The organism is Wenzhouxiangella marina (genome assembly GCF_001187785.1).
GTDB classification, from domain to species: domain Bacteria; phylum Pseudomonadota; class Gammaproteobacteria; order Xanthomonadales; family Wenzhouxiangellaceae; genus Wenzhouxiangella; species Wenzhouxiangella marina.
The window spans coordinates 2,088,103-2,111,709 of the sequence record NZ_CP012154.1; the positions used below are offsets into that span (position 1 = coordinate 2,088,103).

Genomic DNA, 23,607 nt, shown 5'->3' on the forward strand with positions numbered 1-23,607 from the left:
TTCCAGCAACGTTCCTGCGAATATCCACACCGCCGAGCCTCGGCCGGCCATGTAGACATCCCCGTTTACAGAAAAATGCGGCAAAGCTAATATTGGCAGCACCTACCTTCACCCCCGGAGCCGATCCATGAAACGCCTTGTACTGCCACTACTCCTCGCCTTCAGCCCAGCCAGCTTCGCCCAGGTCGGGGACGTTCTGTTCGTGAACTACAACGGCAGCGACAACAGCGTCGAAACCGCGCTGGCGGCAGATGGCCACACGGTCACTGCCGTCGATGTACCCCCGAACACGGCCAGCGCCTACTTCTCCTCGACCGACCTCAGCGGCTACTGCGCCGTCGTCTGGAGTGGCGCATACGCCTACGACGAAGACGTCGCCGGCGCGACCTCGGTGCTGAGCAACTGGGTCGCCGATGGTGGCTCGGTACTGGTCACCGCACCGGATGCAATCCGCAGCCAGTCAACGGACATGATCCAGTTCCTGGGAGGGTCGTCGGCCCGCGACGAAAACCTGAATTTCAGCACCATCGCCAACGTCGCCAACAGCCTGACGATCGGCCTCGTCGACATCCGCGGCCTCACGCCGCCGGACATCTCCGACCAGGACACCCTGTGCGGCCCGCTGGTCCCGGGCACGGTCGGCCTCGTGACCGGCACTGCCACGCCGGACAGCACCTGTCCGAACGACGAAGGCTACGCCTGGACGCTGCGCAGCCTGGGCAATGGGCAGATCGCCTTCATCACCAGCGGCAACTTCACGACGGGCGACGATCCGGACTGGTCCGACACGACGATTCCGGGCGACGGCGTCTACAACGCAGCCCTGCGCAATTTCGCGCGTGCCGCCTGCACCCCTAGGGCCGAAGCGCGCTCGGTGCCGGCCCTTTCACCCCCGAGCCTGGTGGTCTTGTTCACGCTGCTTCTGATGCTTGCAGCGTTCTCCATTCGCCATCCGGTTCGCTGAATCAGTTGTGGGTGCTCCGGACCCGCGTCCGGAGCACCTCGAGGGCAGAGTCACTTCCACTTCAACTCGTACAGATCCAGGCGCCGATCCTTCAGGTTCCGCACCGAACCGTGGGAGCGGACTTCCCGCAGGTTGTCCAGGTCGAGATCGGCGATCAGCATGGTTTCGGTGTTGGCCGTTGCCTCGTGTGCCACGGCATCGTGGGGAAAGGCGAAGTCCGAGGGCGTGAACACGGCCGCCTGGGAATACTGCATGTCCATGTTCTCCACCCTGGGCAGGTTGCCGACCGAACCGGTGATGACGACGTAGCATTCGTTCTCGACGGCTCTGGCCTGGGCGCAGCGGCGCACCCGCAGATAGGCATTCTTCGTGTCGGTCCAGTAAGGCACGAACAGGATGTTCAGCCCCTGGTCCGCCATCAGGCGCGGCAGTTCGGGAAACTCGACGTCGTAGCAGATCAGGATGCCGATCTTGCCGAAGTCCGTATCGAAGACCTGGATCCGGTCGCCCCCGGTCAGGCCCCAGGCACTGACCTCGTCGGGCGTGACGTGAATCTTGTACTGACGATCCCAACTGCCGTCGCGACGCAGTAGATAGCAGACGTTGCGCAGCTGATCGCCATCGTATTCGGGCATCGAGCCGGCGATGATGTTGATGTTGTAGGACACGGCGAACTGCAGCATCCGATCCCGAATGGCTTCGGTGTAGCCGGCCAGCCGGCGTACGGCCTCGGCCGGGCCCTGGTCGTTCCACTCGGCCATCAAGGGGCCGTTGAAGAATTCCGGGAACAGGACGACGTCGGCCTGGTAGCCGGAGACGGCGTCGACGAAGTACTCGATCTGGCCGTACAGGTCCTCCAGCGACCGGGTCGGTCGCATCTGCCATTGCACGGCCCCGATGCGCACGTCGGACGGCCGCCCGCCGATCACGCTGCTGGACGGCTCTTCGAAGTAGATGTTGATCCACTCGAGCAAGGTGGCATAGCCGGCCGACTGGGCGTCATCGGGCAGGTAGCCACGCACGATCCGGCGCACCTGGAAATCATTGGCCAGCTGAAAGGTCAGGATCGGGTCCGTCAGCTCGCGCGACTGCACCTTGGCCACGTATTGCTGCGGCGTCATCTCGTCGGCCACCTTGTGGTAGCCGGGAATCCGACCGCCGACCACGATGCCGCGCAGGTTCAACTTTTCACAGAGCTCCTTGCGCGCATCGTAGAGTCGACGGCCGAGGCGCAGGGCCCGGTAGTCCGGATGCACGAAGACGTCGACGCCGTAGAGCACGTCGCCCTTCGGGTCGTGGGTGGTCAGGTAGCCGTTGCCGACGATGTCCCAGTAGCGGTGGTTCTGGCCCCAGCGGCTGTACTTGACGATCAGTGAAATGGCAGCGGCCACGACCCTGCCGTTGTCCTCGATGCAGATCTGGCCCTCGGGAAAGCGCTGGATCTGGGACTCGAACTGAGCGCGGGTCCAGGCGCCGTCCAGGCCGCCCGGGTAGACCCGCTCCATGATCACGGCGATGTCCTCGTAGTCCTCCGGCCGGGTCTGGCGGAGCAGCAGGCGATGGCCTTCGGAATGGTCGGTGTTTTCGTTCATGGGAACGCTTCTGAAACGCCATGCAAGAGCATAGCGCAGGCCGCGGGAATACGGCGCGATCCAACGGCAAATGCTTGCTGGAAACCGGCGTCATCAAACGGTCAGCGTTCTGCCACGGAGCTGAAAAGCGGGCCGCCTAGGCTTCCATCATTCGACAAGAGAAGGCTCTGACAATGCGAATCCTGCTGGTCACCGACGCCTGGGCACCCCAGGTCAACGGCGTGGTCCGAACCCTGGAAACCACCCGAGAGCATCTTCGCCGCATGGGCCATGAGGTCGAGGTGCTTTCTCCGGAAGGTCAGCGCACCATGCCCTGCCCCGGCTACCCGGAAATCCGTCTGACCCTGCGCCCGGGCAAGCGCCTGCGCGAGCTGATGCGCACGCGACGCTTCGATGCCGTTCACATCGCCACGGAAGGGCCCATCGGCCTGGCTGCACGTCGCTGGTGCCTTCGCCATGGCCTGGCCTTCACCACCTCCTACCACACGCGCTTTCCCGAGTACCTGCAGATGCGCGCACCGGTGCCGCTGGCCTGGTCCTACGCCTATCTGCGCTGGTTCCATCGGCCGGCCGCCAACACCCTGGTTCGAACGGACACCCAGCGCCGCCTGCTCGAGGACCACGGCTTCACGCATCTTTCCGTGTGGCCCGGCAGCGTCGACACGCGCCTGTTTCGACCGCAGGACAGCCAGGTCCTCGATCTGCCCCGTCCGATTGCCATGTACGTCGGCCGCGTTGCCCGGGAGAAGAATCTCGAGGCCTTCCTGGACCTGGACGTCAGGGGCTCGAAGGTGATCGTCGGCGACGGCCCCGATCTGGAGCGACTGCGCAGGGCCTATCCGGACGCCCACTTCCTCGGCTACCGACACGGCCAGGCCCTCGTCGACTGCCTGAATTGCGCCGATGTCTTCGTATTCCCGAGCCGGACCGAAACCCTGGGGCTCGTCATGCTCGAAGCCATGGCCTGCGGCGTGCCCGTCGCCGCTTTCCCGGCACCCGGCCCGATCGACCTGATCACCGACGGCGCCAATGGGGCCCTCGACGAGAATCTGGCCGCCGCCTACTATCGCGCACTGTCGGTCGATCGAACCGCCTGCGTCGAGTTCGCCGAGCAGTTCTCCTGGGAACGATCCACCCGCCGCTTTCTGCGCAGCCTCAGCCCCATCGACGGCGAACAGACTCGGCGCCCGTCCCGAGTCGACAGTGCAACGGGCGCGTATAATCCGGCCCCATGCGAGTCGCACCCCCGGGCCCGGAAAGCCGAATCTATCGCCCAGCCGAGCTGAACCAGGAAGTCCGGCTTCACCTCGAGGCGGGCTTCCCCAGGCTCTGGCTCGAAGCCGAGCTGTCGAACCTGGCCCGCCCGGCCTCCGGGCACCTGTACTTCACCCTCAAGGACGCCCGCGCGCAGATTCGCTGCGCGCTGTTCCGTGGCAACGCCTCGGCCCTCGGGTTCCGACCGGAAAACGGCCAACAGGTGCTGGTCCGCGGGCGGCTGAGCCTGTACGAGGCCCGTGGCGACTACCAGCTCATTGCCGACGCCATGCTCGAAGCCGGCGCCGGACAGCTGCAGAAGGATTTCGAGGCCCTGCGCCGCAAGCTGGCCAGCGAGGGCCTGTTCGAGGAGGCCCGTAAGCAGGCCCTGCCCCGCTGGCCGCGACGCATTGCCCTGGTGACCTCGCCCTCGGGAGCCGCGGTCCGCGATCTGCTGAAGGTGCTCGGCGAGCGATGGCCCGCGGCCGAAATCAGGATCTACGCCGCCACCGTTCAGGGCGAAACCGCCCCCGCCTCGCTGATCCGCGCCCTGCGAGCCGCCGATCGACACGAGTTCGCGGACCTGATCATCCTGGCCCGTGGCGGGGGCTCGCTGGAAGACCTCTGGGCCTTCAACGATGAAGGCCTGGCCCGCGCCATCGCCGACTGCCGCACTCCGATCATCAGCGGCGTCGGCCACGAAACGGACACCACGATCGCGGACTACGTGGCCGATCTTCGCGCGGCCACACCGAGCGCGGCGGCCGCAGCCGCCACCCCCGATGGCCCGGCCCTGCGCCTGTCCCTGCAGCGCCTGGATGCGCAGCTGTCGCGATCCATGCAGGCCCGCCTCGATCGACTCGACCAGACCAGCGACCATCTGGCGCGGCGACTGGCCACCCAGCACCCGGCTCGGCGCCTCGACGAGACCCGACGCCGCCTGGACGCCTGCGACCGGCGGGCGAGCCTGGCCATGAACAGCCTGCTGGAACACGGCGCTCGCAGCCTGACGGCCCTGGACCTGCGGCTTTCCGCTCGACACCCGGCGCGCCGGCTCGATCGCGCGACGGAGCGCGTGAGCGACCTGGAACGACGGCTCCGACAGGCCCAGCATCGAATGCTCCGACAGGCCGATCGCCTGCTGGCCAGCCGGGTGGCACAACTGAATGCGGTCAGCCCCTTGAGCGTCCTGGAACGAGGCTACGGCATCGTTCGTGACCGCAACAGGCAAGCGCTGGTTCATCGAGAAGACTTCATCAAGTCAAAAAAAATCAGCATCTTGATGAATTCTTTTGAAGTAGATGCTGAGGTCAGCGCGGCCCCCAGAGACGCCAAGCTCTCATGAGCCTGACCCTGCTCGAACCCGCCCGGCACGAGCTCGAAGTCAAGCGCAGCCGCTTCATCGCCCTGGCCGAGCGCTGCGCAGACGAGCAGTCCGCGCGCCGCTTTCTGGCTTCGGTGGCCGATCCGTCAGCCACGCACAATTGCTGGGCTTGGAAATCCGGCCAGAGCTACCGCTTCGACGACGATGGCGAACCGGGCGGCACGGCCGGGCGGCCGATCCTCGCCGCGATCGAGAACCAGGGCTACGATCAGGTTGCCGTGGTCGTCATCCGCTACTACGGCGGCATCAAGCTGGGCACCGGTGGCCTGGCACGGGCCTACGGCGGCAGTGCGGCCGAATGCCTGCGAACGGCCCGCTCCGAGCCCCTGATCCCCACGGTACGAAAGCGCATCCAACTCCCCTTCGAGGCCGTGTCCCTCGCCCACCAGCTGCTCGACCGCCATGCGGCGGTCAAATGCGGGGAACGCTATACCAGCCAGGGACTGGAGCTGGAGATCGAATGCCCTCGATCCAGTCTGGCCGCGCTGGAGCGCGACCTCCGGGACGCAAGCTCGGGAAACGTGCAGATCAGATCAGCTTGATCTCACGCAGGCGCTCGAGCAGGTACTCGTGCGAGGTGATCGGCCCCGGGAAATGGTCCTCGCCCTCGCGCTCGACGCACTGCGGCAGGGTCCTGATCAGGAAGTCCGGATTCGGGTGCAGGAAGAACGGGATCGAATAGCGCGCGCGGCGCGCCGCATCGCCCGGCGGATTGACCACCCGATGGGTCGTCGACGGATAGACCCGATTGGTCAGACGCTGCAGCATGTCGCCGACGTTCACCACGATCGTGCCCGGCAGGGTACTGACCGGCACCCAGTCACCGTCCCGGGTCAGAATCTCCAGACCCTGCTCGCGTGAACCGATCAACAGGGTGATGAGGTTGATGTCCTCGTGGCGCGCCGCGCGCACGGCACCGGGCACGGCCTGTTCGATCGGCGGGTAGTGAATCGGTCGCAGGATCGAATTGCCGAAGTCGGTCTTGTCGGCAAACCAGTCCGCCGGCAGACCGATGTCCAGCGCCAGCGCCGACAGCACCCGCGAGCCCAGGCCGTCCAGGGCCTGGTACAAGGCCAGCGCGGCCTCCTTGAAGCCGGGCACTTCCTCCGGCCAGACGTTCGGCAGCAGGATTTCCGGGGCCGGATTGTCGGCATCGGCCAGCTCGCGGCCCACGTGCCAGAATTCCTTCAGGTCCGGCACGTCGTGATCCTTTGCCTGCTCGACCCCGAAGCCCGTGTAGCCGCGCGCCCCGCCCTTGCCGGGCAGCTGGTAACGTTGCTTGACCTCGGCCGGCAAGGCAAAGAATTCGCGGAATACTTCGTAGGCCCGATCGATGATCGCATCGTCGACCCCGTGGTCGCGGACACCGACGAAGCCGGTTTCACGCCAGGCCTGGCCGAGCGCGTCGCTGAACGCGCCTTTCTGACCATCGAAATCGGCCATCGACAAGGTGGGAACCTGCGGGTGACTTGACGTCATGATTGCGTTGCCTCCTGAACGGTGCGGGCCAGGGATTCGGCCAGCCGTTGAACCTGTTGCGAGTCGCGGCCCTCGACCGTGACCCGGACGACCGGCTCGGTGCCGGACGGACGAAGAATGATGCGGCCCTGATCGCCCAGGCTGGCCTCGGCCTCGGACAGCGCCAGGGCCAGGCCCTCGTGCGTCTCGACCAGCACTCTGGCCTGCCCCTGAACGGGCACGTTGATCATGACCTGGGGATAGCGCTCCATGCCACCGGCCAGCGCGGCCAGGGACTGACGGGTACGGGCGACCACCTCGAGCACCTGCAGGGCGCTGACGATCCCGCAGCCGGTCATGGCGCGATCCAGGCACAGGATGTGACCCGACGCCTCGCCACCCAGCTGCCAGCCGTTGCGACGCAGTGCTTCGTGCACATGGCGATCGCCCACGGGGCTTCGCTCGAAGGGAATCTCCAGCGCTCGAAAGGCCTCTTCGAGGCCGAAGTTGCTCATCACCGTACCGACCACACCGCCCTCGAGGGCACCCCGGGAATGACGGTCACGCGCCAGCAGGAAGAGGATCTGATCACCATCGATCAGCCGCCCTCGATGATCGACGAGCAGCACCCGGTCACCGTCGCCGTCGAAGGCGATACCGAGGTCCGCCCGCTCCTGGACGACGCGTTCGGCCAGGGATTCGGGATGAGTCGAACCACAATCGGCGTTGATGTTGAGGCCATCGGGACGGTCATGGATGGGCACGACCTCGGCGCCGAGCTCTCTGAACACCTCGGGGGCGATCCGGTAGGTCGCACCATTCGCACAGTCCACGACCATGCGCAGGCCATCGAAACGGGTGCCGAAGGGCACCGTGGACTTGCAGTATTCGATGTAGCGGCCGACCGCGTCATGCACCCGGGTCGCCTTGCCCAGGCGATGCGCCGACACCTGCTCGATGGGCTGGTCGAGCTGGGCTTCGATGGCGGCCTGAACCTCGTCATCGAGCTTCTCACCACGCCCCGAAAAGAACTTGATGCCGTTGTCTTCGTAAGGGTTGTGCGAGGCGGAAATCACCACGCCGGCCACCGCCCCCAGACTGCGCGTCAGATGCGCGATGGCGGGCGTCGGCATCGGGCCGAGCAGGACCGCATCGACACCGGCGGCGGAGAATCCGGCCTCGAGGGCGGATTCGAACAGGTAGCCCGAGATGCGGGTGTCCTTGCCGATGACCACGCTGGGACGCCCGGGCGAGCGCTCGGCGAGAACGCGACCGGCTGCCCAGCCCAGATGCAGGATGAAATCGACGGTGATCGGCGGGTCACCGACCCGACCGCGAATCCCGTCGGTACCGAAGTAACGATGGCTCATCCACGTATTCTAGCGGCTGGACACCTCGCGAGTGGCATTCCAGACCTTGACCACGTCCACGGTCTCGGCCACATCGTGCACGCGCAGGATGGCCGCACCCTTCTGGGCCGCGATCAGGGCGACGGCCAGGGAAGCCGCCAGACGCTGGTCGGGACGCTCCCGACCCGTGATCCGGCCGAGCATGGACTTGCGCGACAGACCGGCCAGCACGGGAAAGCCGATCCGCGCCAGCTCATCCAGCGCGTTCAGCAGCGCCAGATTGTGTTCCAGGGTCTTGCCGAAGCCGAAGCCGGGATCGAGCACCAGATTCGCCCGGTCCAGCCCGGCACGCTGGCAGACCTCGGCTCGTTCGAGCAGGAAGTCCCGCACATCGCTGACCACATCCTGATAGCTCGGTCTGGCCTGCATCGTGCGCGGCTCGCCCTGCATGTGCATCAGACAGACCGGCACCGCGAGCTCGGCCGCCGTTGCCACGGCCCCGGGGGCTCGCAGGCCATTGACATCGTTGATCATGGCGGCGCCTGCCGACACGGCGGCACGCATCACCTCGGGCTTGCTGGTGTCGATCGAGATCGGCACGTCGCATTGCCGACTCAGGCGCTCGATGACCGGGATGACCCGCGCCAGTTCCTCCTCGATGCCTACCGGCTGGGCGCCGGGCCGGGTGGATTCACCGCCGATGTCCAGGATGTCGGCGCCCTCCGCGGCCAGGCGCAGCCCATGCTCGACCGCCTGCTCGGCCTGCTCGAAGCGCCCGCCGTCCGAAAAGGAATCCGGGGTCACGTTGACGATGCCCATCACCAGGGCGGGACCCTGTTCATGGGCCCGGTGAATGCGTTCCTTCAGTCTCGTCGCTCGATCGTCGTGCATCTTCCCACCATTCGGGCCAGTCACCTGGTGCCCAAAAAGAACCGCCGCGGCAGAGCGCGGCGGTCCATCGTCCTCGAGGTCCCGGGGATCAGCCCGGCGCCGGCTGTCCCGACGGTTCGGCATCGTCACCCTCGACCGCCGAGGGCCCGGAAGGCGGCCGTCCGCCGCCTTCGGTCCAGCCCGCCGGCGGATCGGGCTCTTCACCCTTCATGATCTGGTCGATCTGGGCCACATCGATGGTCTCGTACTTCATCAGGGCATCGGCCATAAGTTCGAGCTTGTCGCGATTGGCTTCCAGGATGCGCGTCGTCGTGGCGTAGGCCTCGTCGATGATCCGACGCACTTCCGCGTCGAGCTGACGGTGGGTCTCGTCGGAGATGTGCTTGTGCTGGGTAACGGAGCGACCGAGGAAGACCTCGTCCTCGTTCTCCCCGTAGGCCAGCGGTCCCATCGCGTCGGAGAGCCCCCACTTGGTGACCATGTTGCGCGCGATCTGCGAGGCGCGCTCGATGTCGTTCGAGGCGCCGGTGGTCACCCGCTCCTTGCCGTAGATCATCTCCTCGGCCACCCGACCGCCGTACAGGCTGGCCAGCTGCGAGGTGAGCTGCTGCCGGGTCAGGGAGTACTTGTCCTGCTCGGGCAGGAACATGGTCACGCCCAGGGCGCGGCCACGCGGGATGATCGTGACCTTGTAGACCGGATCGTGATCTGGCACCAGACGGCCGACGATGGCGTGACCGGCTTCGTGATAGGCCGTCAGGCGCTTCTCTTCCTCGGACATGGCCATGGACTTGCGCTCGGCGCCCATCATGATCTTGTCCTTGGCCTGCTCGAAGTGATTGTGGGTCACGGTCTTGCAGTTCTGGCGCGCCGCGAACAGCGCCGCCTCGTTGACCAGGTTGGCCAGGTCCGCTCCCGAGAAGCCCGGGGTGCCTCGTGCCAGATCGCGCGGGCGCACATCGTCGTCGACCGGCACCTTGCGCATGTGGACTTTCAGGATCTGCTCACGACCCGGCAGATCGGGCAGCGGCACGACCACCTGGCGGTCGAAGCGGCCCGGGCGCAGCAGCGCCGGATCCAGCACGTCCGGCCGGTTGGTCGCGGCAATCAGAATGATCCCTTCATTGCCTTCGAAACCGTCCATTTCGACGAGCAGCTGGTTGAGCGTCTGCTCGCGCTCGTCATGACCGCCGCCCAGGCCCGCACCGCGATGCCGGCCGACCGCGTCGATCTCGTCGATGAAGATGATGCAGGGGGCGTGCTTCTTGGCCGTTTCGAACATGTCCCGGACGCGCGAGGCGCCGACACCGACGAACATCTCGACGAAGTCCGACCCCGAGATCGAGAAGAACGGCACCCGCGCCTCACCGGCGATGGCGCGCGCCAGCAGGGTCTTGCCGGTACCGGGCGGCCCGACCATCAGGATGCCTTTCGGAATATGCCCGCCCAGGCGCTGGAACTTGGAGGGATCACGCAGGAACTCGACGAGCTCGCTGACCTCGTCCTTGGCTTCCTCGCAGCCCGCCACATCCTTGAACGTGACCTTGACCTGGTCTTCGCCCTGCAGCTTGGCGCGGGACTTGCCGAAGCTCATCGCGCCACCGCGACCGCCCATGCCACCCTGCATCTGGCGCATGAAATAGACCCAGAGGCCCACCAGCACCAGCACCGGCAGCAGGGCGATCAGGATTTCGATCAGCACCGAGCGCTGCTCCGGCGGCACGCCGGTCACGTCGACGTCGTTGTCGAGCAGCTCCTTCATCAGACCATCGTCGCGCGGCCCGAAGACCTCGAGGCGCTGGCCGTCCCGGCCTTCGGCCGTGATCTTGGACACGCCCGGGGACTCTTCGATCCTGACCGTCTGGATGGTTCCGTCGCGAACCCGATCGAGGAAGGTCGTATACGACACCGGCTCGGGCTGCTGCGGCGGCTGCGAGTAATAGTTGAACACGCTCATGAGGACCATCGCGATGATGATCCACATGACCAGATTCTTGGCAAAATCGCTCAAATTCGTTTCTCCTCGGGACCAACGGAGTCGGACCCTGATTGTGCCAGCTTAACGGCGACCGGTCCCGACCAGGTAGACCTCCCGACTCTCGGAGCGGGAGGCCGCCGGCTTGCGGACCTTCACGGTCTTGAATGATCGCCGGAAATCGGTGAGCAGTTCGTCAAATCCCGCGCCCTGGAAGACCTTGATCACCAGGGTCCCCTGCGGCTTCAGCCAGTCGTTGGCGAAGGCCAGGGCCAACTCGGCCAGATGGATACTGCGCGCCTGATCGGAAGGTCCGATACCCGATAGATTGGGGGCCATGTCCGAAAGCACAAGGTCGACGGGCTGCCCGTCGACAAGCGCTTCGAGGCGCGCGAGAATCTCGTCCTCGCGGAAATCGCCCTGGATGAAATCGACGCCGGGAATCGGATCCATGGCAAGCAGATCGAGGGCGATCAGCTGAGCGTCGGGGCCCATCCGTTCACGGGCGACCTGACACCAGCTTCCCGGGGCCGAGCCCAGGTCGACCACCCGCCGCGCACCGCGGAAGAAGTGATCCTTGTCGTCCAGCTCCATCAGCTTGAACGCCGCCCGCGCGCGGTAGCCTTCGTCGCGCGCGCGCTTGACGTAGGGGTCGCTGTTCTGGCGCTTCTTCCAGGCTTTGCTCATCGTTCGGTGCAGACTCCAGACCCAAGCTTGCGCGGCATGTCCGCCGTGAACGCCGATTCTACCTGCTTTGACGGCGGCCTTTCCGCCATGCGAGGGATCGGCCGTGCGATAATTCCCGCCATCGCAAACGCATGGATCCATCGTGTCCCTGAGCAATTCCCAGAAAAAGTACCTGCGTGGCCTCACCCACCACATCGACCCGGTGGTCATGGTGGCCGACAAGGGTCTGAGCGAGAACGTCATGGCCGAGATCGAACAGGCCCTGGAGCACCACGAGCTGATCAAGGTCAAGCTCCGCGGCGAGCGCGAGGACCGCAAGGCCTGGATCCAGCAGATCGCCGAGGCCACCGGTGCCGAGCTCGTTCACCAGATCGGTCAGGTGGCTTGCTACTATCGCCGCAATCCCAAGAAGCCGAAGGTCGCCCTGCCGGCCTGAATCTGCAAGCGCGATGCAACTGACCGAACACCGGCCCGGCGACCACCACATCATCCGCCAGGCCGCCGCCGACTTGATCGTCGTCGATGATCAACGCTTCACCCGCAGCCTGATCGTCGGCGCCCGCCTGCTCGAATCCGACTGGCCAGTGAGCAGCTACGACGACCTCGATGCATCGATGATCGAGCCCTTGCTACGCCACCGGCCCGAGGTCGTGCTGCTGGCCATGGGCGAAACCCAGTGCTTCCCGCCGATCGAGCTGCAGCGGGAATTCCTGCGCGCGGGCGTGGGCCTGGAATGCATGACCGTGCCCGCCGCCGCGCGCACCTTCAACGTGCTGATGAGCGAAAATCGCCGCGCCCTGGCCGGCTTCATCCTGAAGCCTCGCTGAAGCGCCAACGCCCAGCGCTGGTTTTCTATACTGAGGTCCTGCCCCACCGGAACCTCCAGATGCCGCGCCCCTCGCCCAACCGTTCGCCGTCCGACACCCACCGCGTCGACAATCAGCCCGAGCCCCTCGGTCACTACAACGCCTACCTCAGCGATCCGGCGCTGATCGATGCCGTTCAGCGCGAAGGCGCGTCGGGGCATTCGGCGCGGCTCGAGACCTACGGCGACATCGCCGGCGAGCGCTTCGAGTCCCTGGGCGAACTGGCCAACGAGCATCTACCGACACTGAAGACCCACGACCGCTACGGCCACCGGATCGATCAGGTGGAGTTCCATCCCGCCTATCACGAGCTCATGAAGCTGGGTCTGAACCATGGGCTGGCCTCGCTGACCTGGAACGGTCAGCCGGGTGATCGGGTCGCCCGCTCGGTCCTGATGTATCTGCACAACCAGTTCGAGGCCGGCACCATGTGTCCGATCACGATGACTCATGCGGCCCTGCCGGCCCTGCGTGAACAGCCGGAGCTGGCCGCGGAATGGGCGCCCAGGATTCTCGCCGGCGCCTACGACCCCCGCTTCGTTCCCGCCGAGGAGAAGCATGGCGTCACCCTCGGCATGGCCATGACCGAAAAGCAGGGCGGATCCGATGTGCGCGCCAACACCACCCGCGCCCGCCCCCTGGACGGCCCCGGCGGCGGGCAGGCCTATGAGCTGGTCGGCCATAAGTGGTTCTGTTCCGCACCGATGTCCGATGCCTTCCTCAGCCTTGCCCAGACCGATGAAGGCCTGAGCTGCTTCCTGGTCCCCCGCTTCCGACCGGACGGCTCGGTCAACCCGATCCGGATCCAGCGCCTCAAGCACAAGCTCGGCAATCGCTCCAATGCCTCCTCGGAGATCGAGTACCCGGGCACCTGGGCCCGCTGCGTCGGCGAGCCCGGCCGGGGCGTTCCGACGATCATCCGCATGGTGGCCGAGACGCGCCTGGACTGCGCCATCGGCTCGGCCGCACTGATGCGCCAGGCCGTGGCCCAGGCGATCGATCATTGCCGTCAGCGCTCGGCCTTCGGCGCCCGCCTGAGCGAGCAGCCCCTGATGAAGAATGTGCTGGCCGACCTGGCCATCGAGAGCGAAGCGGCGATGCGCCTGGCCCTGCACCTGGCAGGCCGCTTCGAACGCAGCGACTCGGACGAGGCCTCGGAACGAATCGCGCGGATCGCCACGCCGATCGCCAAGTACTGGATCTGCAAGCGCGCAGTCCACGTGATCAACGAAGCCCAGGAATGCATGGGTGGCGCCGGCTATGTGGAGGAATTCATCCTGCCGCGTCTCTATCGTGAGGCGCCGGTCAACGCGATCTGGGAAGGCTCGGGCAACGTGCAGTGCCTGGACGTCCTGCGCGCGGTCCAGCGCGACCCGGCCTGCCTCGACGCACTGCTCGCGTGGTTACAGCCCCATGCATCTGCGTTGAGTGGCCTGGAGCGTTGCCTGGACGACAGCCGCCGGGCCCTGCTCGACGGCGACGCACCGGGGCTGGCACGTCGTGCCGTCGAGGGCCTGGCGCTGGCCATGCAGGCCGTGCTGCTGGAGGGCTCGGAAAGCCCGGCGAGCGAGGCCTTCGCTCAGAGCCGCCTCGATTCAAGCCATGGAATGATGCTGGGCACCCTGCCCCGGCAGGCGGATCTGACGGCGCTCATCGAGCGCGCCGCACCCCGTCCCTGAGTGAGCGTCAACCCGATCAGACGATCGGCGTGGGCTCCATGGACTCGTCGACGGCCACCATGACGAGTCGGCCTTCGATGGCCAGCTTCTGCTCGCCGGTCTCGGCGTTTTCCATCAGGATCTGAACACGAACAACCATCGACGTGCGACCGACCCGCTCGACCTCGCCGATCAGCTCGACGATCGCGCCCTGGGGAATCGGCACCTTGAAATCCACCCGATCCATCGACACGGTCACCACCTGGCAGCGGGCGTAGCGGGTCGCGGTCAGGAAGGCGACTTCATCCATCCAGTGCAGGGCGGTCCCGCCGTACAGGGTGCCGATCGGATTGGTGTCGTGCGGGAAGACCAGTTTGGTGATTCGAGTGCGCGAGGCTTCGATGCGCTCACTCTGATTGCTCATCGGGACGATCTCCGGAACAGCGGCTGGCTTGGAGTCTAACCGATCGCCTCTTCGATGATGGCGGGAGCGGTCCCGAGAACGAAAAACCCCGCCCGAGGGCGGGGTCGTCGTCGACCGTGCCGGACCCGCAGGTCAGGCAGCAGCTTGAAGCGCGGGGATTTCGGCCGTATCGAGCACGCCGGCGACGGCATGCATCACCGAGGCAATGCGGACCGCATGCTGGATCGTGCCAGCACTCACGCCGCCCTGCTTGAGGACCTTCTCGTGACTGTCGATACACATTCCGCAGCCGTTGATGGCCGACACCGCGAGCGACAGCAGTTCGAAATCGACCTTGTCGATGCCCGGGTTGCCGATCACGGTCATCCGGAGCTTGGCCGGCATCTTGGCGTACTCGTCGTTGGACGCCAGGTGCAGGAAGCGGTAGTAGATGTTGTTCATGCCCATGATCGCCGCCGCGGAACGTGCGGCCGACATCCACTGGGCGTCGAGGTGATTGGACGCTTCGGCGGCAACGGCCTCGATCAGGGTCTTGTTGCGGCTGGCCAGCGCCGTCGCCAGCGCCGTTGCCCAGAGCTGGTTCTCGGACATGTCGCCGGCCTGCTCGTGGTCGAGCACGTTGCCGAGGTTGATGCGCAGATCCTTGGCAAAATCCGGAATCTGACGCTTGATGGTGTCGATGCTCATGAGGAACGATCTCCTGAAATGGGTGGGGACTGAAACGCGGGCCCCGAGGCCGGGGCCCGCGCGAAAAAGCACCTGATCAGATCGATCAGGCCGCCTTCAGATGGTCGTCACCCGGCTGCCAGTTGCAGGGGCAGAGCTCATCGGACTGCAGCGCGTCCAGGATGCGCAGAGTTTCCTTGGCGTTGCGGCCGACGTTCATGTCGGTGACCGACACGTGACGGATGATGCCCTGCGGATCGACCAGGTAGGTCGCGCGCATGGCCACGCCTTCTTCCGGATGCAGAATGCCCAGGGCGCCGGACAGTTCGCGCTTGACGTCGGCCAGCATCGGGATCTTCAGATCGCGCAGGTCGTCATGGCTGTTGCGCCAGGCCAGGTGCACGAACTCGGTGTCGGTGCTGGCGGCCAGCACGACGCAGTCGCGGTCCGCGAACTCGTCGGCCAGATCGCTGTAGGCCTTGATCTCGGTCGGGCAGACGAAGGTGAAGTCCTTCGGATAGAAGAACACCAGCTGCCACTTGCCTTCGAAGCTGGCGTTTTCGAGGTCGGCAAAGCCGTTTTCCAGGTCGGTGCCCACCGTGGCCTTGAGCTTGTAGTTCGGGAAACGATCACCAATGGTCAACATGTCGACATAACTCCTTGAAATTTCTTGGGTGCAGTTGTGTATAAAGAGCGCCTTTGCGCTTCGGGACACAAGATAAGGCCGATACAAGATTTCTCAAATTGATTGTGATGATCACCTTGATAGAAAGGCCCTATAATTCTGGACCAAGGCTTCCGGACGGCAGGCGATTGCCCTTGCCTTTCGAACCGTGACGGGCCGATAGCGAATGAACATAGGGGAAAGAGGATGAACCTACGCGCGCTGCACTACCTGGTCACCCTGGCCGACGTGCGCCACTTCAGCAAGGCGGCGGAACAGTGCTATGTCAGCCAGCCCACGCTCAGCACGCAGATCCGCAAGCTCGAGGAGGAGCTGGACGTTCAGCTCGTCGAACGCGCGCCGCGGCAGGTCATGCTGACTCGCGTCGGCGAGGAGATCGTGGAGCGGGCCCGGGCCGTGCTCGGCGAGGTCGATGCGATCCGTGCGATCGCGCGCCGCTCGCGTGATCCGCACAGTGGCACCCTGCGCCTGGGCATCTTCCCGACCCTCGCGCCCTATCTTCTACCGCATGTGATCCCACGCATGCGGCAGGATTATCCGCGCCTGACCCTGCGCCTGTTCGAGGAAAAGACCGAGGACATTCTCGCCATGCTCGAGCAGGGCCGCCTCGATGCGGGTGTTCTCGCCCTGCCCGTGCACGACGATCAACTCGTCAGCCGAGTCCTGTTCGAAGAGCCTTTCGTCGTGGCCATGCCCGAGTCCCATCCGCTGGCCAGCAAGCGCTCCATCGACATGAGCGACCTCGAATCGGCGGAACTGCTGCTGCTCGAGGACGGTCACTGCCTGCGCGACCAGGCGCTCGAGGTCTGCCAGATGTCCGGCGCCCATGAAAAACTGGATTTCCACGCCACCAGCATGGAGACACTACGGCAGATGGTCGCCGCCAATACCGGCATCACCCTGATGCCCACGCTGGCGGTCAAGCCACCCGTCGCCCCGACCGAGAACCTGCTCATTCGCCCCTTCACTCGACCGGGGCCGAAGCGGACCATCGCCATGGTGTGGCGAAAGTCCTCCGCGCTGAGCGAATTTCTCTGCGAGCTCTCCGAGCTGTTCGCCTCGATCGATCCCGCCCTGCTGGAACCCTGAAGGAAACGGCCCCGGCGCGGGCGGGTTCGCAATCAGGCCTCGTCCTCTTCGTCTTCCAGGTCGACCAGCAGGTCCTCCAGACGGCGGCTCATCTGCTGGTACTTGGAGCTCGGCAGACGGAACTGCCAGGGGGACAGGCGGGCATCGACGGCCGCTGCGTCCGCGCTGGCGGAGGCCTCGTCATCGCTCAAACTCTCATCGGGGCTGGCCTGCATCTCGGCGCTGACCGAGAAGTGCACCCAGCCACCCTCCTCGTCCTCGAACAGGGTGGCGACGAAGTTCAGACCGTCCCGGGTCACGAACAGCGCCGCGCTGGCGTCCTCGGGCGTCTGCTCGTGGCGGCGGACATCCTCGAATTCGAGATTGGCCAGGGCGTTGGCGACCGGATTCAGGCGCCAGGCCGGTTCGGCCTCGCGACCGTCGGGCACGTTCATCAGCACCCACTGGCTGGACGTCTCGCCTGCCGGGCGAAGCTGGACGACCTCGCCATCGGCATGGCGGATCGTGACCTCGGACAACTCCGATCCGGGAATGTCCATGACCGAGCGTTCCAGCCAGTCCAGCGCGGTGGCGGGCACGTTGATCTCGCGGTCGCTCAACCAGACCTGGGCCTCACCGGCCTCGCGCACGAAGCGGGATTCACCCGCCGGGCCAGGACGCCCGATGATCAGCGCGGGCAAGTCGGTGTCCGGGAAAGCGACCTTCACGCCGGCGGTGTCGGCGTCGGCGGCCTCGTCGGACGGATCGACCACGGCCAATCGCGGATACCAGTCGGCATTCGAGGTCCGCTCGTCCGCCCGCTCGCCCGCGGCCAGCGCGCGCAGGAGGTCGTGCACCAGGGCGAAATCGGCCTCGTAGTCCTGCTTGTTGACGACCCGCCAGCGCTCGTCGCTGCGAATCAGACGGATCGGCGCCTCACCGAACGCGATCACCTCGAGGGTCTCGATGTCGTTGACCCGATCCTTCAGGCCGGGCAGCAGCTCGGCGGACCCGGGGACGTCCGGATCGGCGCCATCCGGTCGAGCCAGGAGAATGGCCAGGGCCATGACCACGACGGTCAGGGCCGCCAGGCCGATGAACATCGAACGATTCATGCCTCACCTCGCTTGGCCGTCTGCTCGCGGCGACGCCGCCAGGCCATCCAGAGCGCAAAGAACGTGATCAGCACGGGCATCAGGGCGATATTGATCACCTTGATCCGCGTCCCCAGGGCCTCGATGTCGCGATCGAGGTCACGTCGAACCTGACGCAGCTGCCGCCGGATATCGAGGCGCTGCTCGACGAAGCGATCGATCTCGGCCTCCTGTTCGGGAGTCAGCACGCTCAGATCCGTGTCCCCGCGAGCCTGCTGCAGCTCGGTCAGGCGCTCTTCCGTCTCGGCCAGCTCCGCCTCGAGGCGCTGCTCGGTGGCGCGCAGGCTGTCCTCGGCCTCGCGCCGCAGCCCCTCGACCAGCTGGAAGGGCCGGTTCGAGGTCGCGCGGCTGCGAACACTGATCAGATCGGCATTACCGATCAGATTGTCGATCGCGTTGATGACGAAATCACCGTTGTTCGCGAAGGGGTTGAGCAGGGTCTGGCCGAAGAAGCGCTGGCGCTGGACCCAGTAACGGTCGGCCAACAGATCCGCATCGGCAACCAGCAGGACATTGATCTCGTTGCCCCCGTCCTCGCCATCCTCGGCAAAGGCACTCGGAGCCGGGCCGGACAGGCGGGCGGCGATGATCAGGGACTCATCCCCGGGCGCGACTTCGGCCATCAGTTCCGAGGGGTCGGCCAGGAAGCGCAGGCGCTCGCTGTCCAGCGGCCCGGACTGCGGGCTCGACAGGATCAGGGGCTGCAGACTCAGCGGACTGTCCTCGCTGAGCCTGAAGTATCCGACGCTGGCCAGGTTGATGGTCTCCAGTTCGCCGGTGACCACATCGTCGCTGTCCATGAAATCACGAGTCACCCCGAGAATGCCCGGATGGTAGACGGGCGGGCGGCCCTGCTGAAGGGCGACCTGCAGCGCGAGGCCTCGGTCGGCCACGAACTGACTGCGGTCGTACTCCACGCCCCAGGCCTCGAACAATGCGTCGAGCCCGGAATCACGTTCCGCACTCAGGCCCGCCATCGGGTCGGCTGGATTGCTGCCTGGGTCGGTTTCCGCATAGGGATCGACGAAGGCCAGCAGACGCCCACCGTCCTGGACGAAGGCGTCGATCTCGGCCATCAAAGCCTCGGAGACGTCCTTCGGATGGATGAGCACCAGCACATCGATGTCCTCGAGCAGTTCACTGGCCGTCGGCTCGATGTTCTCGATATCGAATTGCTCGGTGATCTGCGTGTAGATGGCCCAGGGCTCGCGTGGCTGCCGCGTCTGCATGTCGAAGCCACCGCTGATCGGCAACCCGCTGATCAGACCGACCTTCGGAAGATCGGGCTGCGAAAGGCTGTAGATCATCCGCGCCAGATCGTACTCGAGGAAGGCTTCCCGCGAGGGCGCCACGAAGGGCATGACCTCGAGGCCATCGAGCAGATTGGTACCGACAATGCCCAGGTACAGGCTGTCGCCGCCAACACCGGTCGGCACCCCTTCCAGGCCGTAGCGAGCGGCATCGTCCTCTTCCTCGGAAAATGGCGCCGGGTCGATCCGATTGATCAGCAGCTGGCCGTCGGACGCGGCCGCCATCTCCTCGAGGAGCTCCTGTACGCGTCGGGCGAAGTTGCGCACCATCGGGAAGTCGGCGCTGGCGTCTTCGCTGAAGTAGAAATCCAGTGTGATCGGCTCCTCGATCGATTCGATCAGATTGATCGTGCCCGGCGATAGCGTGTAGAGCCGGTTCTCCGTCAGGTCGAGTCGCGCACCCTTGAACAGCACGCCGGTGAGCATCGTCAGGGCAAGAAACAGCACGGCCAGCAGCACGAGCGCACCGGTTGAATACCAGTTTTTCATCGTCTCAGTCCGCCTTTTTCAGTTCGAGCACAATGCGATTGGCCGTCAGCCAGAAGCCGATGACCAGCGCGAAATAGAGCAGATCCCGGAGATCCACCACGCCTCGGGAAATCGAGTTGAAGTGGATCAGGAAGCTCAGGTTGGCAATGCCGTCCACCAGCACCTGCGGCAGCCAGCTGCTGAACAGATCCAGCACCATGGGCAGGCCGGACAGCAGGAAGACGAAGCAGACGACCACGGCCAGAATGAAGGCCACGACCTGGTTGCGCGTGGCCGCCGACAGGCAGGCACTGATCGCGAGAAAGCCACCGGCCATCAGCCAGCTGCCCAGGTAGGCGGCCAGAATCACGCCGTTGTCGGGATCGCCCAGGACGTTGACCGTGATCCAGATCGGGAAGGTCAGCAGCAGGGCCAGACCGACGAACAGCCAGGCGGCCAGGAACTTGCCCAGCACCGCTTCGCTGGCGGTGATCGGCAGGGTCAAGAGCAGCTCCACGGTGCCGGACTTCCGCTCCTCGGCCCACAGGCGCATGCCGATGGCCGGCACCAGGAACAGGTACAGCCAGGGATGGAAGCGGAAGAAGGGCTCCAGATCAGCGATCTCGCGCTCGTAGAAGCCGCCCAGGTAGAAGGTGAAGGTCGCCGACATCAACAGGTAGATGACGATGAAGACGTAGGCCACCGGCGTCGAGAAATAGCTCGACAGCTCGCGTTTGAGTACCACGGGAAGATTGCTCATCTCAGGCTGCCTCCTGTCCGGTCACGGTGCGGAAGACTTCATCGAGCCGGCCCGGCTCGAGCTGGATCTGATCGACATCCCATCCGGCCTCGCGGACCACTTCCGTCACCGCTTCGAACAATTTGCCCTTGCCGGAGGGGAACACGGTCAGACGGCCGCGGCGGACCTCGACCTCGCGCGATTCGGGCAGCTCGCCCAGACGGGACGCCGCCGCCTCGAGCTCGTCGAGCACCAGGGTCACCGCATTGTGGTAGCGGGAGCGTTTCAGCAGGCCCGTCGGCGTGTCGTCGGCCAGGAGTTTTCCTCGGGCGATGATCATGGCCCGGGAACACAAGGCATCCACCTCCTCGAGGATGTGGGTCGAGACGATGATGATCTTGTCGCTGGACATCTCGCGGATCAGACGCCGGACCTGGTGTTTCTGGTTCGGATCCAGGCCGTCGGTGGGCTCATCGAGGATCAGCACGGGTGGGTCGTGCAGAATGGCCTGGGCGAGTCCGACGCGGCGCTTGAAACCCTTGGACAGGGTCTCGATGCTCTGCCCCATCACCTCGCCCAGATTGAGTCGGTCCACCGCGCTGTGCACGCGACGACGAACTTCCTCGCCGCGGAAACCACGCGCCTCGGCGGCGAAGTGGAGGAAGCGAGCGACGTTCAACTCACCGTACAGGGGCGCACCCTCGGGCAGATAACCCATCTCCCGCCGTGCGGCCAGGCCGTCCTCGATGATGTCGTGGCCCATGATGCTCGCCGTGCCGCTGGTCGGCGCCAGAAAGCCGGTCAGCATCTTCATCGTGGTGGATTTCCCGGCCCCGTTGGGCCCGAGGAAACCCAGCACCGTGCCCGGTTCGACCGAGAAACTGAGCTCGTCGACCGCGCGCAGTGCGCCGAATTCTCGGGTTAGCGATTTTGCTTCGATCATTGCTCCGGTCCCGTCTTTGTCGAAGGATTGGTCTTGTTGTCGTTCGGAACAGACCCCGGGCGGACATTGGGGTTCCGACGCTCGCAATTCAAGGGCAGCGGTGGATCAAAACAGGCTTTTACCCATCGCTCAAAGCAGGTAGCTTATAGGGTCCGCCGAGTCACCGAAGGATCTGAATGCAACCGGCCATCCTGGACCACCTGCCCGACGCCCTGCTCAGTCTGCCGGCCACGGAGCTGCATCGGCACCTCGATGGACCCACCCTGATCCACCTGCCGGGTCGCCTGCCGCAGCCGCTGTTCGTGTCGGTACTCCAGCATGGCAACGAGACTTCCGGCTGGGAAGCCGTCAAGCGCCTGCTGCGAAGTCGCTATCGCCGCGACCCCTTGCCGCGCTCGCTGATCCTGCTGATCGCCAACGTCGAAGCCGCCGCCCAGGTCCGCCGACACCTACCCGATCAACCCGACTTCAATCGCTGCTGGCCCGGCTCGGAACTCGAGCCCGGCCCCTGGCACCGCATGTTCGCCTGGATCTGCGATCACGTCCGCCAGTTCAAGCCCTTCGCCAGCATCGACATCCACAACAACACGGGCGAGAACCCGCACTACGCGGCGGTCAATCGAATCGAGGCCCAGCGCCTGCACCTGGCCTCCATGTTCTCCAACACGGTGATCTATTTCACCCAGCCCAGTGGCGTGCAGTCGATGGCCTTCGGCGAATTCTGCCCGGCCGTGACCCTGGAATGCGGATTGGCCGCTCAGACCGACGGGGCCGACCACGCCATGGCCTACCTCGAGCACGTGCTCAATCTGCGCGAATTGCCCAAGGCCATGCCGCAGCCCGATGACCTCGAGCTCTTTCGAATGATCGCCACGGTGACCGTGGATCAGAACCTGCGCTTCGGCTTTTCGGAATCGGCGGGCGACGTCTGGTTTCCGCCCGATCTCGACCGCCTGAACTTCCGCGAAATGCCACCCGGCACCCGCCTGGCCAGGCTACTGAATGGCCACGAGAACCCGCTCAAGGCCACCAGCCACGAAGGCGGCGACGTTTCGGCCCACTGCTTTCGTACTCACGAGCGCGATATCATCACCACTCGCCCGCTGATGCCGGCCATGATGACCACCGACGAGCAGATCATTCGGCAGGATTGCCTCTGCCACCTGATGGAGCGTCTCAGTCCCGCGCATCCGGTGCTCGAAGACATCAGTGACGAACCGGAACTGCCGGAGACCCAACCCTGACAGGGAGCCGCAGATGAATTTCTTCTCAGCCCTGGTTGCCATCGTGTCGATCGCGGCCATCGTTCAGATCGCCAAGTACTGGATCGAGTCCCGTCGCGGACACGCCGAGGACCACCAGCGGCTGGATGCGATCGAAAAGGAACTGCGCGAACGCATCGAAACCCTCGAGCGCCTGGTCACCGACCAGCGCGAAAAGCTACGTCGCCAGATCGATGAGCTCTGACCGGCACAGCATGCCGCAGCCGCTCAGGCTGTTCTTCAAGGGCCTGGCAACGATCATCCCGATCGCCCTGACCCTGATCATCTGCCTGTGGCTCGCCGGCATCGCGGAAAACGGCTTCGGCGCCATGCTCAAGTGGTTCATGCCCGAGTCCTGGTACATCCGCGGCATGGGCCTGGTCATCGGCATCGTCGCGGTCATGGCGATCGGCCTGCTGAGTCAGGTCTGGCTGTTCAGAAAACTGATCGATCTCGGCGAATCGATCCTCGACCGGATGCCGGTGGTCAAATCCGTGTTCCGCGCCACCAAGGACTTCGTGGAGTATTTCTCCAGCGACGACAAGGACCGCTTCAACCAGGTGGTCATGGTCCGCCATCCCGACCTGAAGATCTCGATGATGGGTTTCGTCACTCGAGAGGACTTTTCCGCCCTCCCCTTCGGCAAGGAGGGCGAGATCGCCGTTTACCTTCCGCTGAGCTATCAGGTGGCGGGCTATACGATCTTCGTCCCCCGCGACTGGTGCGAGCCGATCGACATGCCCTTCGAAGATGCCGTGCGCCTGATCCTGACGGCGGCCATGTCTCGCCGCGGCGGCTGACTGACCTTCG

The 23,607-nt window shown here is 65.3% G+C and carries 24 protein-coding genes; 11 read left to right on the forward strand and 13 right to left on the reverse strand.

The window, feature by feature from the left end:
• Positions 1-127: 127 nt before the first annotated feature.
• Complete coding sequence (locus WM2015_RS08810; protein ID WP_049725688.1) at positions 128-964, forward strand: hypothetical protein; 837 nt, start codon at positions 128-130, stop codon at positions 962-964.
• Positions 965-1,014: 50 nt separating this feature from the next.
• Here WM2015_RS08810 and WM2015_RS08815 read toward each other — a convergent pair whose 3' ends face one another.
• On the reverse strand, positions 1,015-2,556 hold the full coding sequence (locus WM2015_RS08815) for a bifunctional GNAT family N-acetyltransferase/carbon-nitrogen hydrolase family protein (RefSeq protein WP_049725689.1): 1,542 nt from the start codon (positions 2,554-2,556) through the stop codon (positions 1,015-1,017).
• Between the two features lie 173 nt (positions 2,557-2,729).
• Between WM2015_RS08815 and WM2015_RS08820 the strand changes: the two genes are divergently transcribed.
• Genes WM2015_RS08820 through WM2015_RS08830 form a run of 3 tightly spaced genes read left to right on the forward strand, consistent with a single transcriptional unit; the run spans position 2,730 to position 5,736 of the window.
• The gene (locus tag WM2015_RS08820; protein ID WP_082169591.1) at positions 2,730-3,842 is read left to right on the forward strand and encodes a glycosyltransferase family 4 protein; all 1,113 of its coding nucleotides are present in this window, start codon (positions 2,730-2,732) and stop codon (positions 3,840-3,842) included.
• Positions 3,788-5,155 (forward strand): exodeoxyribonuclease VII large subunit, encoded by a 1,368-nt coding sequence (xseA, locus tag WM2015_RS08825; protein WP_049725690.1) that lies wholly within the window; start codon positions 3,788-3,790, stop codon positions 5,153-5,155. The genes WM2015_RS08820 and xseA overlap by 55 nt, the downstream gene beginning before the upstream one ends.
• Complete coding sequence (locus WM2015_RS08830; protein WP_049725691.1) at positions 5,152-5,736, forward strand: IMPACT family protein; 585 nt, start codon at positions 5,152-5,154, stop codon at positions 5,734-5,736. The genes xseA and WM2015_RS08830 overlap by 4 nt, the downstream gene beginning before the upstream one ends.
• Here the strand turns inward: WM2015_RS08830 and WM2015_RS08835 are convergent.
• The 5 genes from WM2015_RS08835 to WM2015_RS08855 form a co-directional block, all read right to left on the reverse strand.
• Positions 5,723-6,673 (reverse strand): isopenicillin N synthase family dioxygenase, encoded by a 951-nt coding sequence (locus tag WM2015_RS08835; RefSeq protein WP_049725692.1) that lies wholly within the window; start codon positions 6,671-6,673, stop codon positions 5,723-5,725. The genes WM2015_RS08830 and WM2015_RS08835 overlap by 14 nt on opposite strands.
• Complete coding sequence (glmM, locus tag WM2015_RS08840; protein ID WP_049725693.1) at positions 6,670-8,022, reverse strand: phosphoglucosamine mutase; 1,353 nt, start codon at positions 8,020-8,022, stop codon at positions 6,670-6,672. The genes WM2015_RS08835 and glmM overlap by 4 nt, the downstream gene beginning before the upstream one ends.
• 9 nt (positions 8,023-8,031) lie before the next feature.
• Positions 8,032-8,892: a dihydropteroate synthase gene (folP, locus tag WM2015_RS08845; protein WP_049725694.1), complete on the reverse strand. Its 861-nt coding sequence runs from the start codon at positions 8,890-8,892 to the stop codon at positions 8,032-8,034.
• A gap of 88 nt (positions 8,893-8,980) precedes the next feature.
• On the reverse strand, positions 8,981-10,903 hold the full coding sequence (ftsH, locus tag WM2015_RS08850; RefSeq protein ID WP_049725695.1) for an ATP-dependent zinc metalloprotease FtsH: 1,923 nt from the start codon (positions 10,901-10,903) through the stop codon (positions 8,981-8,983).
• A 48-nt stretch (positions 10,904-10,951) separates the two neighbouring features.
• Complete coding sequence (locus WM2015_RS08855; RefSeq protein WP_049725696.1) at positions 10,952-11,554, reverse strand: RlmE family RNA methyltransferase; 603 nt, start codon at positions 11,552-11,554, stop codon at positions 10,952-10,954.
• A gap of 142 nt (positions 11,555-11,696) precedes the next feature.
• On the opposite strand from WM2015_RS08855, the gene yhbY reads away from it, so the two are divergent.
• From yhbY to WM2015_RS08870, 3 genes are read left to right on the forward strand one after another with little or no spacing between them, the layout of a single operon-like run.
• Positions 11,697-11,990, forward strand: coding sequence for a ribosome assembly RNA-binding protein YhbY (yhbY, locus tag WM2015_RS08860; protein ID WP_049725697.1), 294 nt, complete (start codon positions 11,697-11,699; stop codon positions 11,988-11,990).
• A 13-nt stretch (positions 11,991-12,003) separates the two neighbouring features.
• The gene (locus WM2015_RS08865; RefSeq protein ID WP_049725698.1) at positions 12,004-12,381 is read left to right on the forward strand and encodes an Mth938-like domain-containing protein; all 378 of its coding nucleotides are present in this window, start codon (positions 12,004-12,006) and stop codon (positions 12,379-12,381) included.
• Positions 12,382-12,440: 59 nt separating this feature from the next.
• On the forward strand, positions 12,441-14,099 hold the full coding sequence (locus WM2015_RS08870; protein WP_049725699.1) for an acyl-CoA dehydrogenase family protein: 1,659 nt from the start codon (positions 12,441-12,443) through the stop codon (positions 14,097-14,099).
• 16 nt (positions 14,100-14,115) lie between these two features.
• On the opposite strand, the gene WM2015_RS08875 is transcribed toward WM2015_RS08870, so the two are convergent.
• The 3 genes from WM2015_RS08875 to WM2015_RS08885 form a co-directional block, all read right to left on the reverse strand.
• On the reverse strand, positions 14,116-14,502 hold the full coding sequence (locus WM2015_RS08875; RefSeq protein WP_049725700.1) for an acyl-CoA thioesterase: 387 nt from the start codon (positions 14,500-14,502) through the stop codon (positions 14,116-14,118).
• A 132-nt stretch (positions 14,503-14,634) separates the two neighbouring features.
• Positions 14,635-15,189, reverse strand: coding sequence for an alkylhydroperoxidase, AhpD family (gene ahpD / locus WM2015_RS08880; RefSeq protein WP_049725701.1), 555 nt, complete (start codon positions 15,187-15,189; stop codon positions 14,635-14,637).
• Positions 15,190-15,274: 85 nt separating this feature from the next.
• Positions 15,275-15,814 carry a peroxiredoxin gene (locus WM2015_RS08885; protein WP_049725702.1) on the reverse strand — a complete coding sequence of 180 codons (540 nt, stop codon included), beginning with the start codon at positions 15,812-15,814 and terminating at the stop codon, positions 15,275-15,277.
• A gap of 225 nt (positions 15,815-16,039) precedes the next feature.
• Between WM2015_RS08885 and WM2015_RS08890 the strand changes: the two genes are divergently transcribed.
• Positions 16,040-16,942 carry a LysR substrate-binding domain-containing protein gene (locus tag WM2015_RS08890; protein WP_049725703.1) on the forward strand — a complete coding sequence of 301 codons (903 nt, stop codon included), beginning with the start codon at positions 16,040-16,042 and terminating at the stop codon, positions 16,940-16,942.
• A gap of 32 nt (positions 16,943-16,974) precedes the next feature.
• Here WM2015_RS08890 and WM2015_RS08895 read toward each other — a convergent pair whose 3' ends face one another.
• From WM2015_RS08895 to WM2015_RS08910, 4 genes are read right to left on the reverse strand one after another with little or no spacing between them, the layout of a single operon-like run.
• On the reverse strand, positions 16,975-18,036 hold the full coding sequence (locus WM2015_RS08895; RefSeq protein ID WP_082169594.1) for a DUF4340 domain-containing protein: 1,062 nt from the start codon (positions 18,034-18,036) through the stop codon (positions 16,975-16,977).
• On the reverse strand, positions 18,033-19,874 hold the full coding sequence (locus tag WM2015_RS08900) for a GldG family protein (protein ID WP_082169596.1): 1,842 nt from the start codon (positions 19,872-19,874) through the stop codon (positions 18,033-18,035). Before WM2015_RS08900 ends, WM2015_RS08895 begins: the two co-directional genes overlap by 4 nt.
• A gap of 4 nt (positions 19,875-19,878) precedes the next feature.
• Positions 19,879-20,613, reverse strand: a complete 735-nt coding sequence (locus WM2015_RS08905; protein ID WP_049725706.1) for an ABC transporter permease subunit — start codon at positions 20,611-20,613, stop codon at positions 19,879-19,881.
• A gap of 1 nt (position 20,614) precedes the next feature.
• Complete coding sequence (locus tag WM2015_RS08910) at positions 20,615-21,535, reverse strand: ABC transporter ATP-binding protein (protein ID WP_049725707.1); 921 nt, start codon at positions 21,533-21,535, stop codon at positions 20,615-20,617.
• 176 nt (positions 21,536-21,711) lie between these two features.
• Here WM2015_RS08910 and WM2015_RS08915 point away from each other — a divergent pair, with 176 nt between their 5' ends.
• The 3 genes from WM2015_RS08915 to WM2015_RS08925 are packed head-to-tail and all read left to right on the forward strand — an operon-like array spanning position 21,712 to position 23,597.
• Positions 21,712-22,779, forward strand: coding sequence for a M14 family metallopeptidase (locus WM2015_RS08915; RefSeq protein WP_049725708.1), 1,068 nt, complete (start codon positions 21,712-21,714; stop codon positions 22,777-22,779).
• A 13-nt stretch (positions 22,780-22,792) separates the two neighbouring features.
• Positions 22,793-23,002: a hypothetical protein gene (locus WM2015_RS15860; RefSeq protein ID WP_049725709.1), complete on the forward strand. Its 210-nt coding sequence runs from the start codon at positions 22,793-22,795 to the stop codon at positions 23,000-23,002.
• Positions 22,992-23,597 carry a DUF502 domain-containing protein gene (locus tag WM2015_RS08925; RefSeq protein WP_169751134.1) on the forward strand — a complete coding sequence of 202 codons (606 nt, stop codon included), beginning with the start codon at positions 22,992-22,994 and terminating at the stop codon, positions 23,595-23,597. Before WM2015_RS15860 ends, WM2015_RS08925 begins: the two co-directional genes overlap by 11 nt.
• Positions 23,598-23,607: the final 10 nt, after the last annotated feature.

Excerpts from the sequence above, each read along its gene's own strand:
- WM2015_RS08810 (WP_049725688.1), top strand. The coding sequence starts at position 128 with ATGAAACGCCTTGTACTGCCACTACTCCTCGCCTTCAGCCCAGCCAGC.
- WM2015_RS08815 (WP_049725689.1), bottom strand. The coding sequence starts at position 2,556 with ATGAACGAAAACACCGACCATTCCGAAGGCCATCGCCTGCTGCTCCGC.
- WM2015_RS08820 (WP_082169591.1), top strand. The coding sequence starts at position 2,730 with ATGCGAATCCTGCTGGTCACCGACGCCTGGGCACCCCAGGTCAACGGC.
- xseA (WP_049725690.1), top strand. The coding sequence starts at position 3,788 with ATGCGAGTCGCACCCCCGGGCCCGGAAAGCCGAATCTATCGCCCAGCC.
- WM2015_RS08830 (WP_049725691.1), top strand. The coding sequence starts at position 5,152 with ATGAGCCTGACCCTGCTCGAACCCGCCCGGCACGAGCTCGAAGTCAAG.
- WM2015_RS08835 (WP_049725692.1), bottom strand. The coding sequence starts at position 6,673 with ATGACGTCAAGTCACCCGCAGGTTCCCACCTTGTCGATGGCCGATTTC.
- glmM (WP_049725693.1), bottom strand. The coding sequence starts at position 8,022 with ATGAGCCATCGTTACTTCGGTACCGACGGGATTCGCGGTCGGGTCGGT.
- folP (WP_049725694.1), bottom strand. The coding sequence starts at position 8,892 with ATGCACGACGATCGAGCGACGAGACTGAAGGAACGCATTCACCGGGCC.
- WM2015_RS08855 (WP_049725696.1), bottom strand. The coding sequence starts at position 11,554 with ATGAGCAAAGCCTGGAAGAAGCGCCAGAACAGCGACCCCTACGTCAAG.
- WM2015_RS08865 (WP_049725698.1), top strand. The coding sequence starts at position 12,004 with ATGCAACTGACCGAACACCGGCCCGGCGACCACCACATCATCCGCCAG.
- WM2015_RS08870 (WP_049725699.1), top strand. The coding sequence starts at position 12,441 with ATGCCGCGCCCCTCGCCCAACCGTTCGCCGTCCGACACCCACCGCGTC.
- WM2015_RS08875 (WP_049725700.1), bottom strand. The coding sequence starts at position 14,502 with ATGAGCAATCAGAGTGAGCGCATCGAAGCCTCGCGCACTCGAATCACC.
- ahpD (WP_049725701.1), bottom strand. The coding sequence starts at position 15,189 with ATGAGCATCGACACCATCAAGCGTCAGATTCCGGATTTTGCCAAGGAT.
- WM2015_RS08885 (WP_049725702.1), bottom strand. The coding sequence starts at position 15,814 with ATGTTGACCATTGGTGATCGTTTCCCGAACTACAAGCTCAAGGCCACG.
- WM2015_RS08890 (WP_049725703.1), top strand. The coding sequence starts at position 16,040 with ATGAACCTACGCGCGCTGCACTACCTGGTCACCCTGGCCGACGTGCGC.
- WM2015_RS08895 (WP_082169594.1), bottom strand. The coding sequence starts at position 18,036 with ATGAATCGTTCGATGTTCATCGGCCTGGCGGCCCTGACCGTCGTGGTC.
- WM2015_RS08900 (WP_082169596.1), bottom strand. The coding sequence starts at position 19,874 with ATGAAAAACTGGTATTCAACCGGTGCGCTCGTGCTGCTGGCCGTGCTG.
- WM2015_RS08905 (WP_049725706.1), bottom strand. The coding sequence starts at position 20,613 with ATGAGCAATCTTCCCGTGGTACTCAAACGCGAGCTGTCGAGCTATTTC.
- WM2015_RS08910 (WP_049725707.1), bottom strand. The coding sequence starts at position 21,535 with ATGATCGAAGCAAAATCGCTAACCCGAGAATTCGGCGCACTGCGCGCG.
- WM2015_RS08915 (WP_049725708.1), top strand. The coding sequence starts at position 21,712 with ATGCAACCGGCCATCCTGGACCACCTGCCCGACGCCCTGCTCAGTCTG.
- WM2015_RS15860 (WP_049725709.1), top strand. The coding sequence starts at position 22,793 with ATGAATTTCTTCTCAGCCCTGGTTGCCATCGTGTCGATCGCGGCCATC.
- WM2015_RS08925 (WP_169751134.1), top strand. The coding sequence starts at position 22,992 with ATGAGCTCTGACCGGCACAGCATGCCGCAGCCGCTCAGGCTGTTCTTC.